General features: G+C 63.4%; 10 protein-coding genes. 4 read left to right on the top strand and 6 right to left on the bottom strand.

Translation table 11 applies throughout. The annotated features are described in order from the left end of the window. The first annotated feature begins 48 nt into the window (after nucleotides 1-48). The gene (gene tyrS, locus JHL16_RS07215) at nucleotides 49-1,305 is read left to right on the top strand and encodes a tyrosine--tRNA ligase (protein ID WP_200184202.1); all 1,257 of its coding nucleotides are present in this window, start codon (nucleotides 49-51) and stop codon (nucleotides 1,303-1,305) included. A gap of 144 nt (nucleotides 1,306-1,449) precedes the next feature. On the opposite strand, the gene JHL16_RS07210 is transcribed toward tyrS, so the two are convergent. The 6 genes from JHL16_RS07210 to JHL16_RS07185 form a co-directional block, all read right to left on the bottom strand. After that, complete coding sequence (locus tag JHL16_RS07210; RefSeq protein WP_200184201.1) at nucleotides 1,450-2,076, bottom strand: glutathione S-transferase family protein; 627 nt, start codon at nucleotides 2,074-2,076, stop codon at nucleotides 1,450-1,452. A 9-nt stretch (nucleotides 2,077-2,085) separates the two neighbouring features. Continuing rightward, nucleotides 2,086-5,499, bottom strand: coding sequence for a YhdP family protein (locus JHL16_RS07205; RefSeq protein WP_200184200.1), 3,414 nt, complete (start codon nucleotides 5,497-5,499; stop codon nucleotides 2,086-2,088). 287 nt (nucleotides 5,500-5,786) lie between these two features. Then, nucleotides 5,787-6,800, bottom strand: coding sequence for an aromatic ring-hydroxylating oxygenase subunit alpha (locus JHL16_RS07200; RefSeq protein WP_200184199.1), 1,014 nt, complete (start codon nucleotides 6,798-6,800; stop codon nucleotides 5,787-5,789). Between the two features lie 242 nt (nucleotides 6,801-7,042). Then, a protein-coding gene (gene prfB, locus JHL16_RS07195; protein WP_200184198.1) for a peptide chain release factor 2 occupies nucleotides 7,043-8,174 on the bottom strand; the annotation gives its coding sequence in 2 pieces (ribosomal slippage) (nucleotides 7,043-8,104 and nucleotides 8,106-8,174; 1,131 coding nt in all). Between the two features lie 35 nt (nucleotides 8,175-8,209). Continuing rightward, on the bottom strand, nucleotides 8,210-10,693 hold the full coding sequence (locus JHL16_RS07190; RefSeq protein ID WP_420884528.1) for a penicillin-binding protein 1A: 2,484 nt from the start codon (nucleotides 10,691-10,693) through the stop codon (nucleotides 8,210-8,212). A 146-nt stretch (nucleotides 10,694-10,839) separates the two neighbouring features. After that, entirely contained in the window at nucleotides 10,840-12,147 is a 1,308-nt protein-coding gene (locus JHL16_RS07185) for an N-acetylmuramoyl-L-alanine amidase (RefSeq protein WP_246770825.1), read from the bottom strand. A gap of 562 nt (nucleotides 12,148-12,709) precedes the next feature. Here JHL16_RS07185 and JHL16_RS07180 point away from each other — a divergent pair. The 3 genes from JHL16_RS07180 to JHL16_RS07170 all read left to right on the top strand — a co-directional run bounded on the left by JHL16_RS07180 (nucleotide 12,710) and on the right by JHL16_RS07170 (nucleotide 17,722). Continuing rightward, nucleotides 12,710-15,340 (top strand): Rne/Rng family ribonuclease, encoded by a 2,631-nt coding sequence (locus JHL16_RS07180; protein ID WP_200184196.1) that lies wholly within the window; start codon nucleotides 12,710-12,712, stop codon nucleotides 15,338-15,340. Nucleotides 15,341-15,534: 194 nt separating this feature from the next. Further along, nucleotides 15,535-16,908 carry a M48 family metalloprotease gene (locus tag JHL16_RS07175; RefSeq protein WP_200184195.1) on the top strand — a complete coding sequence of 458 codons (1,374 nt, stop codon included), beginning with the start codon at nucleotides 15,535-15,537 and terminating at the stop codon, nucleotides 16,906-16,908. Nucleotides 16,909-16,969: 61 nt separating this feature from the next. Next, entirely contained in the window at nucleotides 16,970-17,722 is a 753-nt protein-coding gene (locus tag JHL16_RS07170; protein ID WP_200184194.1) for a DsbA family protein, read from the top strand. The last annotated feature ends 9 nt before the right edge of the window (nucleotides 17,723-17,731 follow it).

Below are 17,731 nucleotides of genomic sequence, written 5' to 3'. Positions count from 1 at the left end.
GCGCTTATCCCGTGGTAAGAGCCCGTTTCCGTTATATTTAGGCCAGTTATGAGCAAGTTCTCGTCTGAATTCCTTAACACTCTTTCCACCCGCGGATACATCCATCAGGGATCCGATTTCGATGGGCTGGACCAGCTCGCGGCAAAGAAAGAGGTCAATACCTATATCGGCTTCGACTGCACCGCACGCTCATTGCATGTGGGCTCGCTCGTCCAGATCATGTTGCTCTACTGGGCGCAACAGACCGGCCAGAAGACCATCGCGCTGATGGGCGGCGGCACCACCCGCGTCGGCGATCCGACCGGGCGCGATGAAGGCCGCAAGCTCCTCACCATCGAGGAGATCGAGGACAATAAGCGCGGCATCCAGAGCGTCTTCGCCAAATTCCTGAAATTCGGCGATGGGCCGAAAGACGCCATGATGGTCGACAATGCCGAATGGCTGACCAAGCTCAATTACATCGACATGCTGCGCGACATCGGCCGGCATTTCTCGATCAACCGCATGCTGACCATGGATTCGGTGAAGCTCCGCCTCGAGCGCGAGCACGAAATGTCATTCATCGAATTCAACTACATGATCCTGCAGGCCTATGACTTCACCGAGCTGGCGCGCCGCTACGGCACCAATCTGCAGATGGGCGGCTCGGATCAGTGGGGCAATATCGTCACCGGCGTCGATCTCGGCCGGCGCATGGGCACCCATCAGCTCTATGCGCTGACGACGCCGCTGGTCACGCTCGCTTCCGGCGCCAAGATGGGCAAGACGGCGGCAGGCGCCGTATGGCTCAATGCCGACATGCGCTCGCCTTACGAATACTGGCAGTTCTGGCGCAATGCCGAGGACGCCGACGTGGCGCGTTTCCTCAAGCTCTTCACCATCCTGCCTCTGCCTGAGATCGAGCGGCTCGCAGCACTTGGCGGGGCCGAGATCAACGAGGCCAAGAAGACCCTGGCGACCGAGGCGACCACGCTCCTCCATGGCAAGGAAGCCGCCCTCGAAGCCGCCGAGACGGCGCGCCGTACCTTCGAGGAAGGCCAGGCCGCCGAAGGCTTGCCCTCGATCGACGTGCCCGGCGCGGAGTTCCGCCCCGGACTCGGCATCCTCAAGGCTCTGGTCCTGGCCGGGCTCGCCTCCTCCAATGGCGATGCACGCCGGCAGATCCAGGGCGGTGCCATCAAGGTGAACGATGCGCCGGTCGCCGACGATAAGTTGCAGCTCACCGAAGCCACCTTCACAAAGGACGGTGTCATCAAGCTGTCGATGGGCCGCAAGAAGCACGTGCTGCTGAAGGCCGCGTCATAAGGTTGCAAACGCGGACGCGAGGGTGCGAAAAATCGCGGGCGGGAAAATCCCTGTTTTCCGCGATTTTCCGGAATTCCCTGCAGATCCCTGCAGATCCGCTGTTAATCCGCTGCAGAGTCCCCTGCAGAAATTCCCCTGCTCCGGTCAGGTCGGCGGGATGAAAGCCTGAGCGACTGTCCGGAAGACCGGCAACGCTTCGAGCCGCGCGGCATGGTCCGTGAGGCCGCGGTAGTTTTCCATGCGCGCCAACCCCGGATGCGCCTCGTTGAGGAAACGTAGCGCCACGGCGACGGCGATATCGGCGTGGCCGATACGGTCGCCGAACCAATAGCTCGTCGCGCGCGCCGCCCGGTCGGCCTCGAGCTCGGCAAGCACCCCCAGGATCTGCCCGCGGCAACGCTCGACCCAGACGGTTGACGCCTCCCGATGCAGACGCTTCTCGTAGAAGAGGCTGACACCCTTGTCCGCCAGGCCCGTCGCCAGGGCTGCGACCTTGAGGGCGCGATGACGCGCGGGCTCGCGACGCGGAAACAAAGCGCGATCCTCCGGCACCAGACTGTCGAGATAATCGAGGACGAGATGGCTCTCGATGAGCACCGTGCCGTCGTCGAGCACGAAGGTCGGGGCGCGGGTCAACGGATTATAGGGCCGGATCTTGTCGGCGTCGGCGAAGATCGACCACGGCCGGTGCTCGAACGTCATGCCGTACAGCGTCAGCGCGATGCCGACACGGCGCACGAAGGGCGAGTCATATTGGCCGATGAGGATCATGATCTCCGCTCAATTGGTGCGCTCGCGCCGCTTGGGCGCCGGGCCGTTGCTGCCGCCATATTCGAAGAACTTGCGCAGGATGCCGGGCGCGATGGCTGAAACCGGATTCACCTGGAAGCGCGGCTTCGACATGGTGCCGCCCACCGCATAGGTCAGGCCGAAGATGCCCTCGCCTTTACCGCCGGTGAGGATCTGGCCGAGGATCGGAATCTCGCCGATCGCCGAATTCAGCGCGTAGGCCGGAATGATCGTGCCGTCGATGTCGATGGCGCCGTCGACCTTGCGGATGAGGCCCTGCGCGGTGGCGCCGAGCTCGGGTCCCTTGACCAGCGTATCGCCGATGCGGATGAAACGGGCGTCGCTGGTGAAGGGCAAGGTCAAGCGCGAGAACACCACACCACCCCGGCGCGGCCCCGCCTTTTTCGGCCTGCCCTTCTGATCGAGCTGGGCGAGTGCCGCCTCGTCGCGAACCTCGAAGTCGCGCAAGGTGAGACGGCCGTTGCGCACCGTTGAATCGGCTCCCCCGCCGAGCCTGGCTGTGAAGTCGATCTGGCCGCCGGCGACCTTGGAATAGAGATTGGCGGCCCTGAGCGCCGAGCCCGCGTCGCGCCCGCCGATGCGCAGGTCGCGCCCGCCGTCATCGGACGGCATGATGCGGATGGTGATGGGCTGGCCGCTGATGAACGTGCCGTTGAGTGTCGCGCGCTCGACATAGCCGTCGCGCATGACGACGCTGCCGGCGACGCCATTCACGACTTCACCGCGATGTGCATAGACCTTGTCGACGAGCGCATCGACGATCAGCACGCCCTTGCTTTTCTGCTTGCCCGAGTCCTCATCGCCGGATGATGCCGGGCGATTGGCGAAGAGCGAGCGGATCAAGGGGCGCGCATCGAAGCTCGTGCCGTTGATGGAGACATTCGTCGCCTCCTTGTCCAGCGAGATGACGACGCCGAAGCGGTTGTCCTCGTTGAGCACGACGGTCGGGAACTTGGCTTCCGACATCTGGCCCGCGCCATTGATCGCGACCTGGCCCTTCATCAGGAAGCCGTCGCCCTTGATGGTGAGGTTGTCGATGCGCCCGGCCTTGCCGTCGCCCGGCGCATAATCGAAGCTCGCGGTGGTGCGTAGCGCCGGCGGCCGCCACCAGTCGATGGCGGCGAGCCGCAGCGACGCCTTGGAGAGATCGGCCTCGACCTTGATCTTATCCACCTTGTCGCGGAAATCCTGGAGCGCCACCTTCACTTTGACCGGCCCGCTCACATAGTCGTTGACCTTGGCGCCGATGGCGTCGCGCTGCTTGGCATCGAGCGTGGTTTCGATGATGGCATTCTGCGGATTTTCCGGGCCGCCATCGCGCCACCAGGTGATCTTGGCCGCGATGTCGTTGAGCTTGGCGGTGCCTTCCGCCCGAATGGCGTTCTCGGTGATCTTGAGATCGATCGTGCCGTCATTGAGATCGATACCGTCGAACGCGTCCTTGAGATCGGCGTTGCGCAGCTTCGCGGTGGCCGAGACTTTCACATCGTCGCGATCGACGATCTGCTTGAGCGGCAGATAGAGGTCCATCGCCACCTGGGCGTCGCCGGTCAGGTTGCGGGCATCCCCGCCGCTCTTCGACACGAGATTCAACGGATCGAGATCGAGATATTCGATGAAGGTCGGCACGCCGCCCTGGCCCTCGAGATGGATCGCGGCCGGTGTCATCGGCGCCAGCAACTGCGTCATCTTGAGCGTGCCCTTGCTCAGATCGACCTTCTTGCCGGATGGCGTGCGCACCACGCCCTTGTCGAGGCGCAGGGAGAAGGTGTCGCCGCCGAGCGTCGCTTCGCCATTGGCCTCGGCGATCGGCGGGAGGCCGCCGAAATAGGTCGTGGTGACACCGTCGAGCCCGAAGCGCGCGGCGATGGCGTCATTCGGGATGAGTTTGTTCTTGAGACCGTCGGCAAGCCCGTTGACCGGCAGGTTGATGACGAACTCACCCTCGGTGATGCGCCCGGCGAGGATATTGGTGTTCACCCATTTGCGCGTATTGGGCGCGATGATCGGTGGCCACAGACGTTTCAGGATCGGCGCCGATACGTCGCGCATGCGCCCCGCGAGCTTGATGCCGACCGAACGCTCGCCGCCGGTGAAGCTGCCGCGCAGGCGCACGCCGGCCTTGCCCGCCATGATCACCGCGTCCTCGACATCGAAACGCGCCTCGCGCACCGAGGCGACGCCGACGAAATCCACCCGGTCGATGGCGATCTGGTCCTTGACGATAGAGTTGGGGTCGAGGCTCAGATTGCGGGCGTTGATCTCGATCTTGAGCGCATCGAGACGGCCGTCGGGCTGGCGCAGCGGCGTGAAGCGGCCGGCGATCTGGGCCGGCGTGCCGCCGATCAACAAAGTGGAATCGCTGATGACGATGCCGCCGGTCTTGGGATCGAAATCGAGCCTGATGAGCCCTTCATTCACCGCGATCGGCTCGGCGATGAAGCCCGGCAGTCCCACCTCGCCCGCCGCCGCGGTGAATTCGGCCGAGCCGTTGATGACTTTCGCCTCCTCGCTCACTTCCATCTCGACATGGCCGGAGAGCGGCAGCTTCACCTGGGCGAGCTTGGCGAGAGCGAAGACGTCGTCGGCGATATCGGCCGGCACGAGATCGGTGATGCGCGCCGACACCGCGAAGGACTTGCGCTCGCGGCGATAGCTGGCGGAGATCTCGGCGCGCCACGGCGTGCCGCCGGAAGCGATCCTGGCCTCGGAGAAGAAGGTGAACCCATAGGGCATGCGTTTGAAGGCGAGGCTCGCCTTGGGGATGTTCCAGCTGGTGCCGTTGACCTCGTCGACCAGCTGGATGACAGCGTCGCTGATCAGGATGGCATCGAGGCTGGCCATGGCGGCGCTCGCCTCTTCCGAGCCGCTGAGGAAGTCGATCACCGTGCCGCCCTGTGTCTCGGGCGCCACCTGCTGCAGATTGGTTTCCTGGTTCGACTTGCCGGAAGCATCCTTGGAATTTTCGCTGGCGCGATGCTCGTCGAAGCCGAGCTTGAAGCCGCCGCTGAGAGTGCGGCGGGCGACGATGCGCGGGCCGATCAGCTCGATCTGCTTGGGCACCACCGTGCCGCTCATGAGGTCGCTGCCGTCGACGCCGATGGCGGCCTTGGGCGCCCGCGCGATGACGGCTCCTTGCGGATCCACCAGCTCGACATTGCGCAGGCGGAAATGCGGCATGCCGGTATTGGCGTCGCGCTCGATCATCACGCCTTCGAGCGAGACCTTGAGGCCGCCGCCGAGGCTCTCGTTGATCTCGGCCTGGATGCGGTCGCGCACGAAATCCAGCGACACCGGACCGTTCATCAGGCGGATGAAAAACACAGCGCCCGCGACGACGACGATCGCCACGAGACCTAAGAGCACCAGCGCCGTCGTTTTCAAAAATCGCCGCAAAGCCTGAGCAGCCCCGTCCGAATGTCGTCTATTCACCGCCACGCGCCGGCGGGCCGCGCCGCCGTACCTACCGTCCGTCCCAGCAAAGCTTCCGACTCAAGGGGCCCGCAAAGTACCGGAAACACTTGTAAATATGAGCGAGATAAGCCCATCAATGACGGCCAAACAATGGCAGCCGCCTTACTGACAGCCACCCCTTGCCTATTGTCGCCCCACAAGAGCGCAGTTTCGAGGATTCTCTCGATAAATCAAGGTTCCCTTTCTGAGGGCTTCCGTCAGGCGGGCGTCAGTCCGAGGCTGTTGCGGATGCGGTCCTGGAAATAGGCGACCCCGGCCTCGTGACGCGGTGACAACGGACCCGGCGTATAGGCGCCCGAGGCATAGTTTTTGTGGGTCTCGAGGCAGATCTCGAAATCCTCGCGCACGATGTCGAGATTGCGGGCCACGAGGTCGTCACGCTCCTTGGCCTTGGTCTCGGACGTGTCGGCGAAATAGAAATTGTAGATGAGCTCGGTCTGGTTCGGCCCCAGCGGATTGATCCGCGACGTGTTCATGCCGCCGTCGAACAAGGACAAGGTCCAGTTCGGCCACATCCACAGCCATTTGCCGCGATAGAACAGGCCGTCGCGCGGCGGCGCCGTCATGCGGATCAGGCCGTCATGGGCGGTGGTCTTGAACTGCTCGAAATCGATAGCCGCGAAGAACTGCGGGTGGATGCCCGGTATGTGATAACCCTCGACGAAATTGTCGGTGTAGATCTTCCAGTTGGCGTCGAAGACCATGCGCTCGGTGCGCATCGGCGTGTAGCCTTCGATCGGCTCATCGGCGATCTCGTTCATCAGATCGCCGAGCTGCTGCTCGAGCGTCATCGACGGCGCGATGGCGATGAACAAAAGGCCGCGCCATTCGGCGACCGGAATCTCGGCGAGCCGCCAGTCCTCGAGCTTGAAGTCCGGGGCCTCGCCGAACCACGGCACGTTCATCAGCCGGCCGTCATCGGCCCAGACCCATTGGTGATAGGGACAGCGGATGGTCGGGCAGCGGCCATTGCCCTCTTCGAGAAGGCGGGCGCCCCGGTGGCGGCAAAGATTGCGAAAGCCGCGCAGTTTGCCGTCCCTGCCCCTGATCGCGAAGACCTTGTGGCCGGCGATCTCGACGGCGCAGTATTCGCCGCGCTGGGCGACCTGCGAAACCGGTCCGAGCAGCTGCCAGGTCCTGGCGAAGAGCTCGGAGCGCTCGCGGTCATAGATGGCCGGATCGATATAATAACGCGGATCGAGATTGAGCATGACACCTGCCTAGAGCCCTTCCCGTTTTGATCGAATTGTTCCGATTCGATCAAAACGGGAAAAAGGGCTCGAAAAACATTTAAGCTGGAGCGCTTCCTTATCGCCAAAGTCGAGCAACTTTGGCGGAAAGCGCTCTAGGTGCGCGTGATCCGGAAAAGTGGACGCCGGTTTTCCGAAAAGATCACGCGCCAGATTGAGACAGGTGAGGCTATCGCATCCCGGCGCCCGATCTCAAGCCCGGATCAGTCGATATCGTCCACCTGCGACGGGCCGCCGCCATGCACGCGCTGGGCGAGTGAAGCGGCCATGAACTCGTCGAGGTCGCCGCCGAGCACCGCCGTCGGGTTGGTGCTAGTCTTGCCGGTGCGCAGATCCTTCACCAGCTGGTAGGGCTGCAGCACGTAGGAACGGATCTGGTGACCCCAGCCGATATCGGTCTTTTTGGCATTGGCGGCGTCGATCTTCTCCTGCTGCTTCTGCAGCTCGAGCTCGTAGAGGCGCGCTTTCAGCATCTTCCACGCGGTGGCGCGGTTCTTGTGCTGCGAGCGCTCGCTCTGGCAGGCGACGACGATGCCGGTCGGGATATGGGTGATACGCACCGCCGAATCGGTGGTGTTGACGTGCTGGCCGCCGGCGCCCGAGGCGCGGTAGGTATCGATGCGGCACTCGCTTTCATTGACCTGGATATCGATCGAGTCGTCGAGGACCGGATAGACCCAGATCGAGGCGAAGGAGGTGTGGCGCCGCGCATTGGAATCATAAGGCGAAATGCGCACCAGCCGGTGCACGCCCGATTCCGTCTTGAGCCAGCCATAGGCATTGTGGCCCTTGACCTGGATGGTGGCGGATTTGATGCCCGCCTCTTCGCCCGAATGCTCGTCGAGGATATCGACCTTGTAGTCGTGCTGCTCGCCCCAGCGCACATACATGCGCAGAAGCATGCTGGCCCAGTCCTGGCTCTCGGTGCCGCCGGCGCCGGCATTCACCTGCAGGAAGGCCTCATTCTGGTCGGCCTCACCCGACAACAAGGTCTCGATCTCGTATTTGGCGACCTCGTCCTTGAGGCCGGTCAGCGCCTTCTCGGCCTCTTTGACGATCGCCTGGTCGCCCTCGGCCTCGCCGAGCTCGATCAGGCCGGTATTGTCCTCGATCGTCTGCTCGAGACGACGCACCAGATTGATGCGGCTTTCGAGATCCTGGCGCTTGCGCATGACATCCTGCGCCACCTGGGGATCGTTCCAGAGCGCCGGATCCTCGGACCTAGCGTTCAGTTCGGCGAGCTTCTTCTGGGCGTTATCCCAGTCAAAGATGCCTCCTCAGCAGCCCTATGGACTGCTTCATCTCGTCGACGAGATTGATGATTTCGGCGCGCATGATTTTGCTTCGAAAAGTTGATTAGTTGATCGGGCTCAATAGAGGCCGCCGGTGCCGGTCGTCAACCCACCTTCGATCACCGCGTCGCTCTCGGGCGGCTGGGCGCTGGTGCCGTCGAGCGGAACGCCCGAGGTCGCCACCTGGTCGCCGATGATGGTGGTCTTGGACGGCGGTTCCTCGCCCGGCTTGAAAGCCTCGAGGATGACACCCGGATCGCCGAAGAGGTCGCGCTGGCCGCTCTTCACGTTGATCGGAATGAGCTCGATGCCCTTCGGCACCCGGAACGGGGTCGCCGCCTTGTCACGCAAGGCCATGCGCATGAAGTCGGCCACCACGGGGGCGGCGAGCTCGCCGCCGGTGCGCCCCTTGCCCATGGGCTTCGGATTGTCATAGCCGATATAGACGCCGACGGTCAGATCGGGCGTGAAGCCCATGAACCAGGCATCGCGCTCGTCATTCGAGGTGCCGGTCTTGCCCGCCACAGGCTTGCCGACCAGCTTGAGCTTCTTGCCGGTGCCGCGCTCGACCACGCCCTCCATCATCGAGGTGATCTGATAGGCGGTATAGGGGTTCATCACTTCCGGGCGGACATCGAACAATTCGGGCTCGGCCTGTTCCTGCCAGGTCTGGTTGCCGCACTGCGCGCATTCACGCTTGTCGTGACGATAAATGGTCTTGCCGTAGCGGTCCTGCACCCGGTCGATGAGCGTTGGCTCGATCTTCTTGCCGCCATTGGCGATGATGCTGTAGGCGGTCGTCATCTTGAGCAGCGTGGTTTCGCCCGCCCCCAGCGCGTAGGAGAGCTGGTTCGGCACCTTGTCATAGATGCCGACGCGTTGAGCGAGTTCGCCGATGCGGCTCATACCGAGATCATTGGCGAGGCGCACCGTCATCACGTTGCGCGACTGCTCCACGCCGCGCCGCAGCGTCGAAGGCCCGTAAAACTTGTCCTGATAGTTCTTCGGCTTCCAGATTTCGCCATTCGACATCTTGAATTCGATCGGAGCGTCAAGGATCACCGAGGACGGCGTGTAGCCATTGTCGAGGGCGGCTGCATAGACGAAGGGCTTGAAGGCGGAGCCCGGCTGGCGCAGCGCCTGGACGGCGCGGTTGAACTGGCTCTTGCCATAGGAAAAGCCGCCGACCAGCGCCAGCACGCGGCCGGTATGCGGGTCCATGGCGACGAGCGCGCCTTCGACGTCGGGCAGTTGCACGAGATGGAACTGGCCCGGATTCTTGTCGGGCGCGACATAGACGATATCGCCGGCCGCCAGGACGTCGCCGGCTTTCTTGACCTCAGGCCCGAGCTTCGAGCCGTCGACATATTTGCGCGCCCAGCTCAGCAAAGCGAGCGGCACGCTGGCGGTGTCGCGGGCCTTGTCGATCTTGCCTGAAATCAGCGTCTTGGGCTGCAGGCCGATCTTGGCGCCGGCATCGTCGACTTCGAGAACGATGGCGAGCCGCCAGGGCTCGAGGTCGGACGGCACCTTCATCTTGCCGATGGTTTCGCCCCAGTCGCCGTCAAGTGCCACGTTCTTGACCGGACCGCGGAAGCCGCGCTTGCGGTCGAAGGTGATGAGGCCGCGGGCCACGGCCTGGCGCGCAAAGATCTGCAGCTTCGGATCGAGCGTGGTGCGCACCGACAGGCCGCCCTTCATGAGCTTGTCCTCGCCATAGATCTGGACGAGCTCGCGGCGCGCCTCCTCGGCGAAGGATTCGGCCGCGAAAAGCTGTGCGCCGAAGGGGCGCGGATTGACTTCGAGCGGCTTTCCCTGTGCCGCGTCGCGCTCGGCGGCGGTGATGTAGCCGTTATTGAACATTTCGCCGAGCACCCAGTTGCGCCGCTCGATGGCGCGCTTGGTCTGGCGGAAGGGATGATAGTTGTTGGGGCCCTTGGGGAGTGCGGCGAGATAGGCGATCTCTTCGAGCGACAGCTCGTTCAGCGATTTGCCGAAATAGTTCAGCGAGGCGGCGGCGACACCATAGGAGTTGAGGCCGAGGAAGATCTCGTTGAGATAAAGCTCGAGGATCTGGTCCTTGTTGAAGGCCTGCTCGATGCGGTGCGCGAGGATAGCTTCCTTGATCTTGCGCTCCACGGAACGCTCATTGGTGAGAAGGAAGTTCTTCGTCACCTGCTGGGTGATGGTGGAGGCGCCGACGATCTGGCCCTTGCCGGTAGCTTTCACCTGGATATAGCGCAGCCCCGCCGCGGCGAGGCCCGGCCAATCGAGGCCCTGGTGTTCGTAGAAAGTTTTGTCCTCGGCCGACAGGAAGGCTTGGATCAGCTTCTTCGGAATGTCGTTGATGGGCACGAAGAGACGGCGCTGCTCGGCATATTCGGCGACCAGCGTGCCGTCGGCCGCGTGCACGCGTGTCATCACCGGCGGCTCATACAAAGCGAGCTGCTTGTAATCCGGCAGGCCCTTCGACATGTCCCAGATCACATAACCGACGCCGCCCGCGACGCCGAGAAACGCGATGAACCCAACCGTGAAGAGCCAACCCAAAAATCTAAGCATCATGCCCCTGAGGCAAATTCAACATCCGAAATACTGTGATGAATCAGCGCTTAGCACGCTTCCCGCCGTCTGCCCAATTACCAATTGGCCCTGGATTTAGGAGCGAAATGTGGCGGGCTGGCGGCGTTTACCTTGTGCGGACCGGCCTACTGGCGGGCGGCGATCTCGGTGGCGAAATAGGTGTCGATCGCCTTCGCCATGGCTTCCGTCACCTGCGCCTGCCATTTGGGCGATACCAGCAGCGCCTCGTCCGCCTTGTTCGACAGATAGCCGAGCTCGAGCAGGACCGAGGGCACGTCGGGCGCTTTCAGCACCACGAAGCCGGCTGAGCGGGTGGGTTTGCCGGTCATATGGGTGACGAGCTGCAGCTGCGTCGCCGCCTTCTTGGCAAAAAAGATCGAATGATTCTTGGTTTCGCGCTGGGCCAGCTCGATCAGGATGTCGGTGACCTCCTCATTCTCGGTGCCAAGGTCCATGCCACCGATGATGTCGGCGCGATTTTCCTTCTGCGCCAGGGCTTCGGCCTCGGCGTCGGAAGCCTTTTCGGAAACGGTATAGAGGGTGGCGCCGCGCACCGAGGCGCCGCGCACGGTATCGGCGTGGACAGCGATAAACAGATCGGCCTGATTCTGGCGGGCGACCTTCACTCGCTGCTTCAGCGACAGGAAGGTGTCGTCGTCGCGTGTCAGGATCACTTCGTAATTCTTGTTTGCCCCAAGCTTGTCCTTCAGCGCCCGGCTGAAGGCGAGAACGACGTCTTTTTCCTTGGTGCGGCGAATGCCGATGGCACCCGGATCGATGCCGCCATGGCCCGGATCGATGACGATCACGCGCTTGCCGTCGGCGCGTTTTGCGGGTGCCGGCCGTTCCGCCGCCGTGGGCGGCGCTTCAGTGCCGGGCTTGGGCACCGGCAAAGGCATGGCGGTCGCGGTCTGCACGGTGTCATCGGCTTCCGGCTCGGCGGGGACTTGAGGGCGCGCCGCGGTATCGGCCTCATGCGCCATGCGGAAGGTCTTCTCATCGGTCTTGACGAGATCGACGACGAGCCTGGCCGGCTGGCCGTCTTCCGGCTTCACCAGGAAGGACTTGGCAATGAGCACCGGGCCTGTCGTGTCGATGACGATTCGCGAGCGATCCTTGCCCAATGGGCCGAAGCGATAGGCACTGACGAGGCCGAGCCCCGAGCCACTGCTTCCGGGGCCGAGGTCGAAGGCGACCCCCGGCAGATCGATCATGACGCGGTAGGGATTGGGCAGGACATAGACGCTGTAGCTCACCGGCCGCGTGAGGTCGGCGACGAAACGGGTCTTGCCGTCATCGCCAGCAACCCGGGCGGCAATCGCCGTCACCTCCTCCGCATGGGCAGGCGCCAGCGCAAGCGTCCCGCCGGCGACCAGAAGGATCGCCGCAAGAAAAACGCCTAACCCCCATTTCCCGCGCGGAAAACCCGACATAGCTCCTGCTGCCCAAATCACCTGCCGGGAGCCTATAGGGGTGGTGGTTAACCCAAAGTTTCCAAAGCCAAGCAATAATTGCCGCAAGGGCACACACCTATGCTTGCCAAACTGCCGCCGTCTGCCTAAACAGGCACTAACCCTCCGCGCCGGCAGAGCGGGACCTTCCAGGTCCAAAGCGAAGCCGCCGGAGCGTCGAATTCCGCTACGGACGGGCTCCGGGATCTTAAACGATAGCCCCTTCGGATGCGTTCCAGTACGGGCCCGCAATACGGCGGACCCACTGCCCTTTTGGGGTGGCACCCAGATGACGACGGGCAGATGCGTTGAACCGTTCCGGCACGGCCGGGACATGTGGATAAACAACAGGCATGAATCATCCTGCGCTGACATTTTTTCCTGAAGGGCCGTCTTTGACAGCCGCTCCGGGCAGCGCGCGGTTGCGCTTAGCGCCGATCATGCCTCTTAAGCGCGCGCCGGCGCCAAGGCCTTCATACCGTCTCCTACCCGGAACCGAGACCGAAGCCGCCCTGCCCCCGGCCTGTGCAAAGGATAATGACATATGGGCAGCAAAATGCTCATCGACGCCACTCATGCGGAAGAAACCCGCGTGGTGGTGGTTCGTGGCAATCGCATCGAAGAGTTCGATTTCGAGAGCGCCGCACGCAAACAACTGAAAGGCAACATCTATCTGGCCAAGGTGACGCGCGTCGAGCCGTCGCTGCAGGCCGCTTTCGTGGACTACGGTGGCAATCGCCACGGTTTCCTTGCCTTCTCGGAAATCCATCCCGACTATTATCAGATCCCGGTCGCCGACCGGCAGGCGCTGCTGCGCGAGGAAGAGGAAGACGCCCGTCATCACGACGACGACTTCCATCCGCGCCACACGGATTCGCATGACGATCATGCCGAATCCTCGTCCAGCGAAGGCGCAGGCGCCGACGCGTCGGCCGAACGCCATGACGACGACCATTCGGACGAGGCTATGGCCGCCGCTGCGGCCGCCCCCGAAACCCTCGAGGCCGAGCCGATCGCCGCTCCGCAGGTCGAGCACGGACTTCCGGCTGAAATCGGCGATGGCATCGAAAGCGTCGAAGAAGACGCCGAGGCGCAGAAAGTCGACTCCGTCGGCGCCGAGGACGCGCTCGAGGAAGTGCCGCAGCGCCGCCGCCGTTCGCAGCGGCGCGTCTACAAGATCCAGGAAGTCATCAAGCGCCGTCAGGTGATCCTGGTCCAGGTCGTGAAGGAAGAACGCGGCAACAAGGGTGCCGCGCTCACCACCTATCTCTCGCTCGCCGGCCGCTATTGCGTGCTGATGCCCAACACCGCGCGCGGTGGCGGCATCTCGCGCAAGATCACCGATTCGACCGACCGCCGCCGGCTGAAGGAAGTCACCCGCGATATCGAAGTGCCGGCCGGCATGGGGCTCATCGTGCGTACCGCCGGCGCCCAGCGCACCAAGACCGAGATCAAGCGCGATTTCGATTATCTGATGCGCCTGTGGGAGAATGTCCGCGACCTGACGCTCTCCTCCACCGCGCCTGCCCTCGTCTATGAGGAAGGCAGCCTGATCAAGCGCTCGATCCGCGACCTCTACAGCAAAGATGTCGACGACGTTCAGGTCGAGGGCGACGAGGCCTATCGCGAGGCCAAAGACTTCATGAAGATGCTCATGCCGAGTCATGCGCGCAACGTGAAGCTCTACAAGGACAACCGGCCGCTGTTCTCGCGCTTCCAGGTCGAGACACAGCTCGACAGCCTGTTCTCGCAGAACGTGACACTGCCGTCCGGCGGCTACATGGTCGTCAACCAGACCGAGGCGCTGGTGTCGATCGACATCAACTCCGGCAAGGCGACGCGCGAGCACAATATCGAGGACACCGCGCTCAAGACTAATCTCGAGGCGTCCGACGAAATCGCCCGGCAACTGCGCCTGCGCGACCTCGCCGGCCTGGTGGTCATCGACTTCATCGACATGGAGGAGAAGCGCAACAACCGTTCCGTCGAGCGCCGCCTTAAAGAGGCGCTGAAGAACGACCGCGCTCGCATCCAGGTCGGCCGCATCAGCCATTTCGGCCTGCTCGAAATGTCGCGCCAGCGCCTGAGGCCCAGCCTGCTCGAAGGCTCGACCCGTGTCTGCCCGCATTGCGAGGGCCGCGGCATCGTGCGTTCGGTGTCGTCCTGCGCGCTGTCCGTCATGCGCGCCATCGAAGAGCATCTCATCGGCCGCAAGTCCGAGAACCTCACCGTCAAATGCCACCGCGACGTGGCGGCCTATGTGCTGAACGAGAAGCGCAATCATCTTCTCGATCTCGAAGCCACCTACAGCATCTCGATCTTCATCGTGCCGAGCGACGACGTGAAGGGCTCGCAGGTCCTGATCGAGCGTGCCGGTGAGCGCGCGGTGCCGCAGCGCAAGACCGCGGCGCCGGTCAAGATCGACACGGCCTTCCAGGATCGGGACGAAGAGCCCGAAGCCGAAGACGTGCCCGAGGCCGAGGAAGAAGAAGAAAGAGAGAGCGACGCCCAATCCGAGCGCGCCGAGCATGGCGAGCAAGGCAATGGCGAGCAAGGCAACGGCGACAATTCGCGCCGGCGCCGCAGGCGGCGTGGCCGCCGTGGTGGACGCCGTGGCCAGGAGCGCGAGCACGGCCTCAACGGCAATGGTGGCGAGCGCGACGACGTTCCGGGACTGGGCGACCAGCCGGGCCTCGAGCCGCAGGCGGCCTTCGACGCCGATGACGAGGACGCCGAGCCCGAAGCCCCCGAAACCATCGACAACGAAGCGCGTGAACCGCGCGAGGAACGCACCGAAGGTGGCGACCGCGAGGCTCGCGGCGATCGGCGCGGACGGCGTGACAGATGGGGCCGCGGACGGCGCAACCGTAATCGCGGTGACCGCAATGGCCATGGCGAAGCTTCCGCCGATCACGCGCCGGGCGGCCAGGAAGCCGCCGCCGAGCCGCGTGAAGAGCGTCATCGTGAAGAACGCCACCGCGAAGAGCGCCACGAGGTCCGCTTCGAGGAATCGGCGCCCGCGCCGAAGCCGATCGAGAAGCCAAAGGCCGAGCCGGCACCGCCCCCCGCCCCCGTCGAGGCCTATCAGCCGCCGAAATGGCAGCCGCCGGCACCGACCGTCGCCGCCGAACGTCCGGCTCAGGCCAAGGCCGGCTGGTGGAGCAAGCGGGGATAGGCGCTTGGAACAATGGGGCGAGCCTCAAACTCGCCTCATTTGCTTCCGAGAAGACTAGACCACGATCAGTTCAGGTCGGGTCGACCTGAACTGATAAACGTGATCGGAATCTTAAGTTTAGCGCGTGATCGGACGGAAAACCGGTATCCACTTTTCCTGATCACGCGCTTGTGTTAGCGCCAACCGGAGGAGCGATGGCTGCGCGCCGCATCATTGCTGTCCTGTGTGCGATGAGTGTCGCGGTCGCGGCTCTGGTGCCGCCCGCTTTCGCGCAGAGCAAGCGCAAGGGTCCCTCCCTCATCCGCGACGCCGAGATCGAGAGCCTGATGCGGCTCTACACCAAGCCGATCTTCCAGGCGGCGGGCCTCAATCCCGGATCAGTGCATGTCTATCTCATCAACGATCCGCGCATTAACGCCTTCGTGGCCGGTGGCCAACGCATCTTCATCCACACCGGCCTTCTCACCCAGGCCAAGACCCCCAATGAAGTGATCGGGGTTCTTGCCCATGAGACCGGCCATATCGCCGGCGGCCATCTCGCCCGCATGCAGATCGAGATCGACCGCAAGAGCACCGCCACCATCATCGGCATGCTGCTCGGCGCGGCCGCGGTCGCCGGAGGCGCGGTGGCGGGTGACGGCCAGGTGGCACGCGCCGGCGGCGGCATCATGATGGGCTCGCAGGGCCTCGCCCAGCGCATGGTCTTGAGCTATGCGCGCGCCATGGAGGCCTCCGCCGATCAGGCGGCGATGAAATATCTGACCGCGACGGGGCAGTCGGGCAAAGGCATGCTGACCCTGTTCCAGAAACTCGCCAACCAGTCGATGGCGTCGCTGCAGAATGTCGACCCCTATGTCCTGTCGCATCCGATGCCGCTCGACCGTATCCGCAATCTCGAGATCGCGGCCAAGGGCAGCAAATATTTCGATACGGCGGACAAGCCGGAGATCATGCTCCGCCACAAGCTGATGCAGGCGAAACTGGTCGGCTTCCTCAATCCGACCCAGGTCGTCTTCCAGCGCTATCCGACTTCCGACACGAGCATGCCCGCCCGCTATGCCCGCGCCATCGCGATGTTCCGCTCAGGCGATACGCGTAATGCCATTAAAGTGATCGACACGCTGATCCGCGATTTGCCGAGCGATCCCTATTTCCATGAGCTCAAAGGCCAGGCGCTGCTCGAAGGCGGCCAGCCGGCCCAGGCCATCGCTCCGTTGCGCCAGACGGTGAAGATGCTGCCCAATAACGGGCTCATCCGCATCATGCTGGCCCAGGCGCTGCTCGGCACTGAAAACAAGGCCAATGCCCAGGCCGCCCTGAGCGAGCTCAGGCTGGCCCGCAAGACCGAGGACGACACGCCGAGCCTCTACCAGTTCATGGCCATGGCCTATGGGATTATGGGCGACATACCGCGCGCCGATCTCGCCACCGCCGAATTCGCCTATTACCGGGGCGACAAGGAGCTCGCTACCGAGAAAGCCAAGATCGCCATGGCGTCGCTCAAGCGTGGCTCGCCCGACTGGCTGCGCGCTAACGACATTTTGAACTTCGTGAACCGGAGCGACTAGTAGACCCGCTCCCTGATTGGGCGCATTGTCCCGCGCCTGCCTTTCCCGTTAAGGATTCTCCATGCTTAAGCCCATCCGCGCCCTCCTGATCGCTTTGATCGCCCTTTTCGTTCTCCCCGCTCAGGCGGCGGAGTTCAACGACGCCCAGAAGAAAGAGCTCGGCGACATCATCCGGCAGTATCTGCTGGACAATCCGGAAGTGGTGCGCGACGCCATGCAGGAGCTCGAGCGCAAGCAGCAGGAAGCCGAGGATTCGGCGCGGACCGACATTCTCAAGACCATGGCGGCGGACATTTTCCGCAGCAAGGACGACCTGGTCGGCGGCAATCCCAAGGGCAAGGTCACCATGGTCGAATTCTTCGACTACAATTGCGGCTACTGCAAACGGGCGTTCCCCGATGTCATGAAAATGATCGACGCCGACAAGGACCTCAAGCTGGTGATGAAGGAATTCCCCATTCTGGGCCCGGGCTCGGTCTATGCGGCGCGCGCCGCGCTCGCCTCGCGCAAGCAGGGCAAGTATTGGGAATATCACATGGCGATGATGGCGCATGAGGGCCGCATCGACGAAGCGGTGGCCGACCAGATCGCCGAGGCGAGCGGCCTCGATGTGAAGAAGCTGAAGGCCGACATGGAGGCGGACGAGGTCAACCAGGTCATCACCCGCAATATGCAACTGGCCGATTCCCTGAAGATTCAGGGCACTCCCGCCTTTATCATCGACGAAACCGTGATTCCGGGCGCGGTCGGCTATGAGGCCCTTGCCGCGGTGGTCAAGCAGATCCGCGATAATGGCGGGTGCAAGCTTTGCTGAGGATGGCCG

The sequence above is a fragment of the Taklimakanibacter albus genome (genome assembly GCF_016595235.1).
In the GTDB taxonomy this organism is placed as follows: domain Bacteria; phylum Pseudomonadota; class Alphaproteobacteria; order Rhizobiales; family Aestuariivirgaceae; genus Taklimakanibacter; species Taklimakanibacter albus.
The sequence above is the reverse complement of the archived record's forward strand: the minus strand, read 5'-3'. Positions and strand labels throughout refer to the sequence as shown.

Bases quoted from the DNA above. Each gene is read 5' to 3' on its own strand.
- JHL16_RS07175 (WP_200184195.1), top strand. From the start codon at position 15,535: ATGGCTGCGCGCCGCATCATTGCTGTCCTGTGTGCGATGAGTGTCGCG.
- JHL16_RS07170 (WP_200184194.1), top strand. From the start codon at position 16,970: ATGCTTAAGCCCATCCGCGCCCTCCTGATCGCTTTGATCGCCCTTTTC.
- JHL16_RS07180 (WP_200184196.1), top strand. From the start codon at position 12,710: ATGGGCAGCAAAATGCTCATCGACGCCACTCATGCGGAAGAAACCCGC.
- JHL16_RS07200 (WP_200184199.1), bottom strand. From the start codon at position 6,800: ATGCTCAATCTCGATCCGCGTTATTATATCGATCCGGCCATCTATGAC.
- JHL16_RS07210 (WP_200184201.1), bottom strand. From the start codon at position 2,076: ATGATCCTCATCGGCCAATATGACTCGCCCTTCGTGCGCCGTGTCGGC.
- tyrS (WP_200184202.1), top strand. From the start codon at position 49: ATGAGCAAGTTCTCGTCTGAATTCCTTAACACTCTTTCCACCCGCGGA.
- JHL16_RS07190 (WP_420884528.1), bottom strand. From the start codon at position 10,693: ATGCTTAGATTTTTGGGTTGGCTCTTCACGGTTGGGTTCATCGCGTTT.
- JHL16_RS07185 (WP_246770825.1), bottom strand. From the start codon at position 12,147: ATGTCGGGTTTTCCGCGCGGGAAATGGGGGTTAGGCGTTTTTCTTGCG.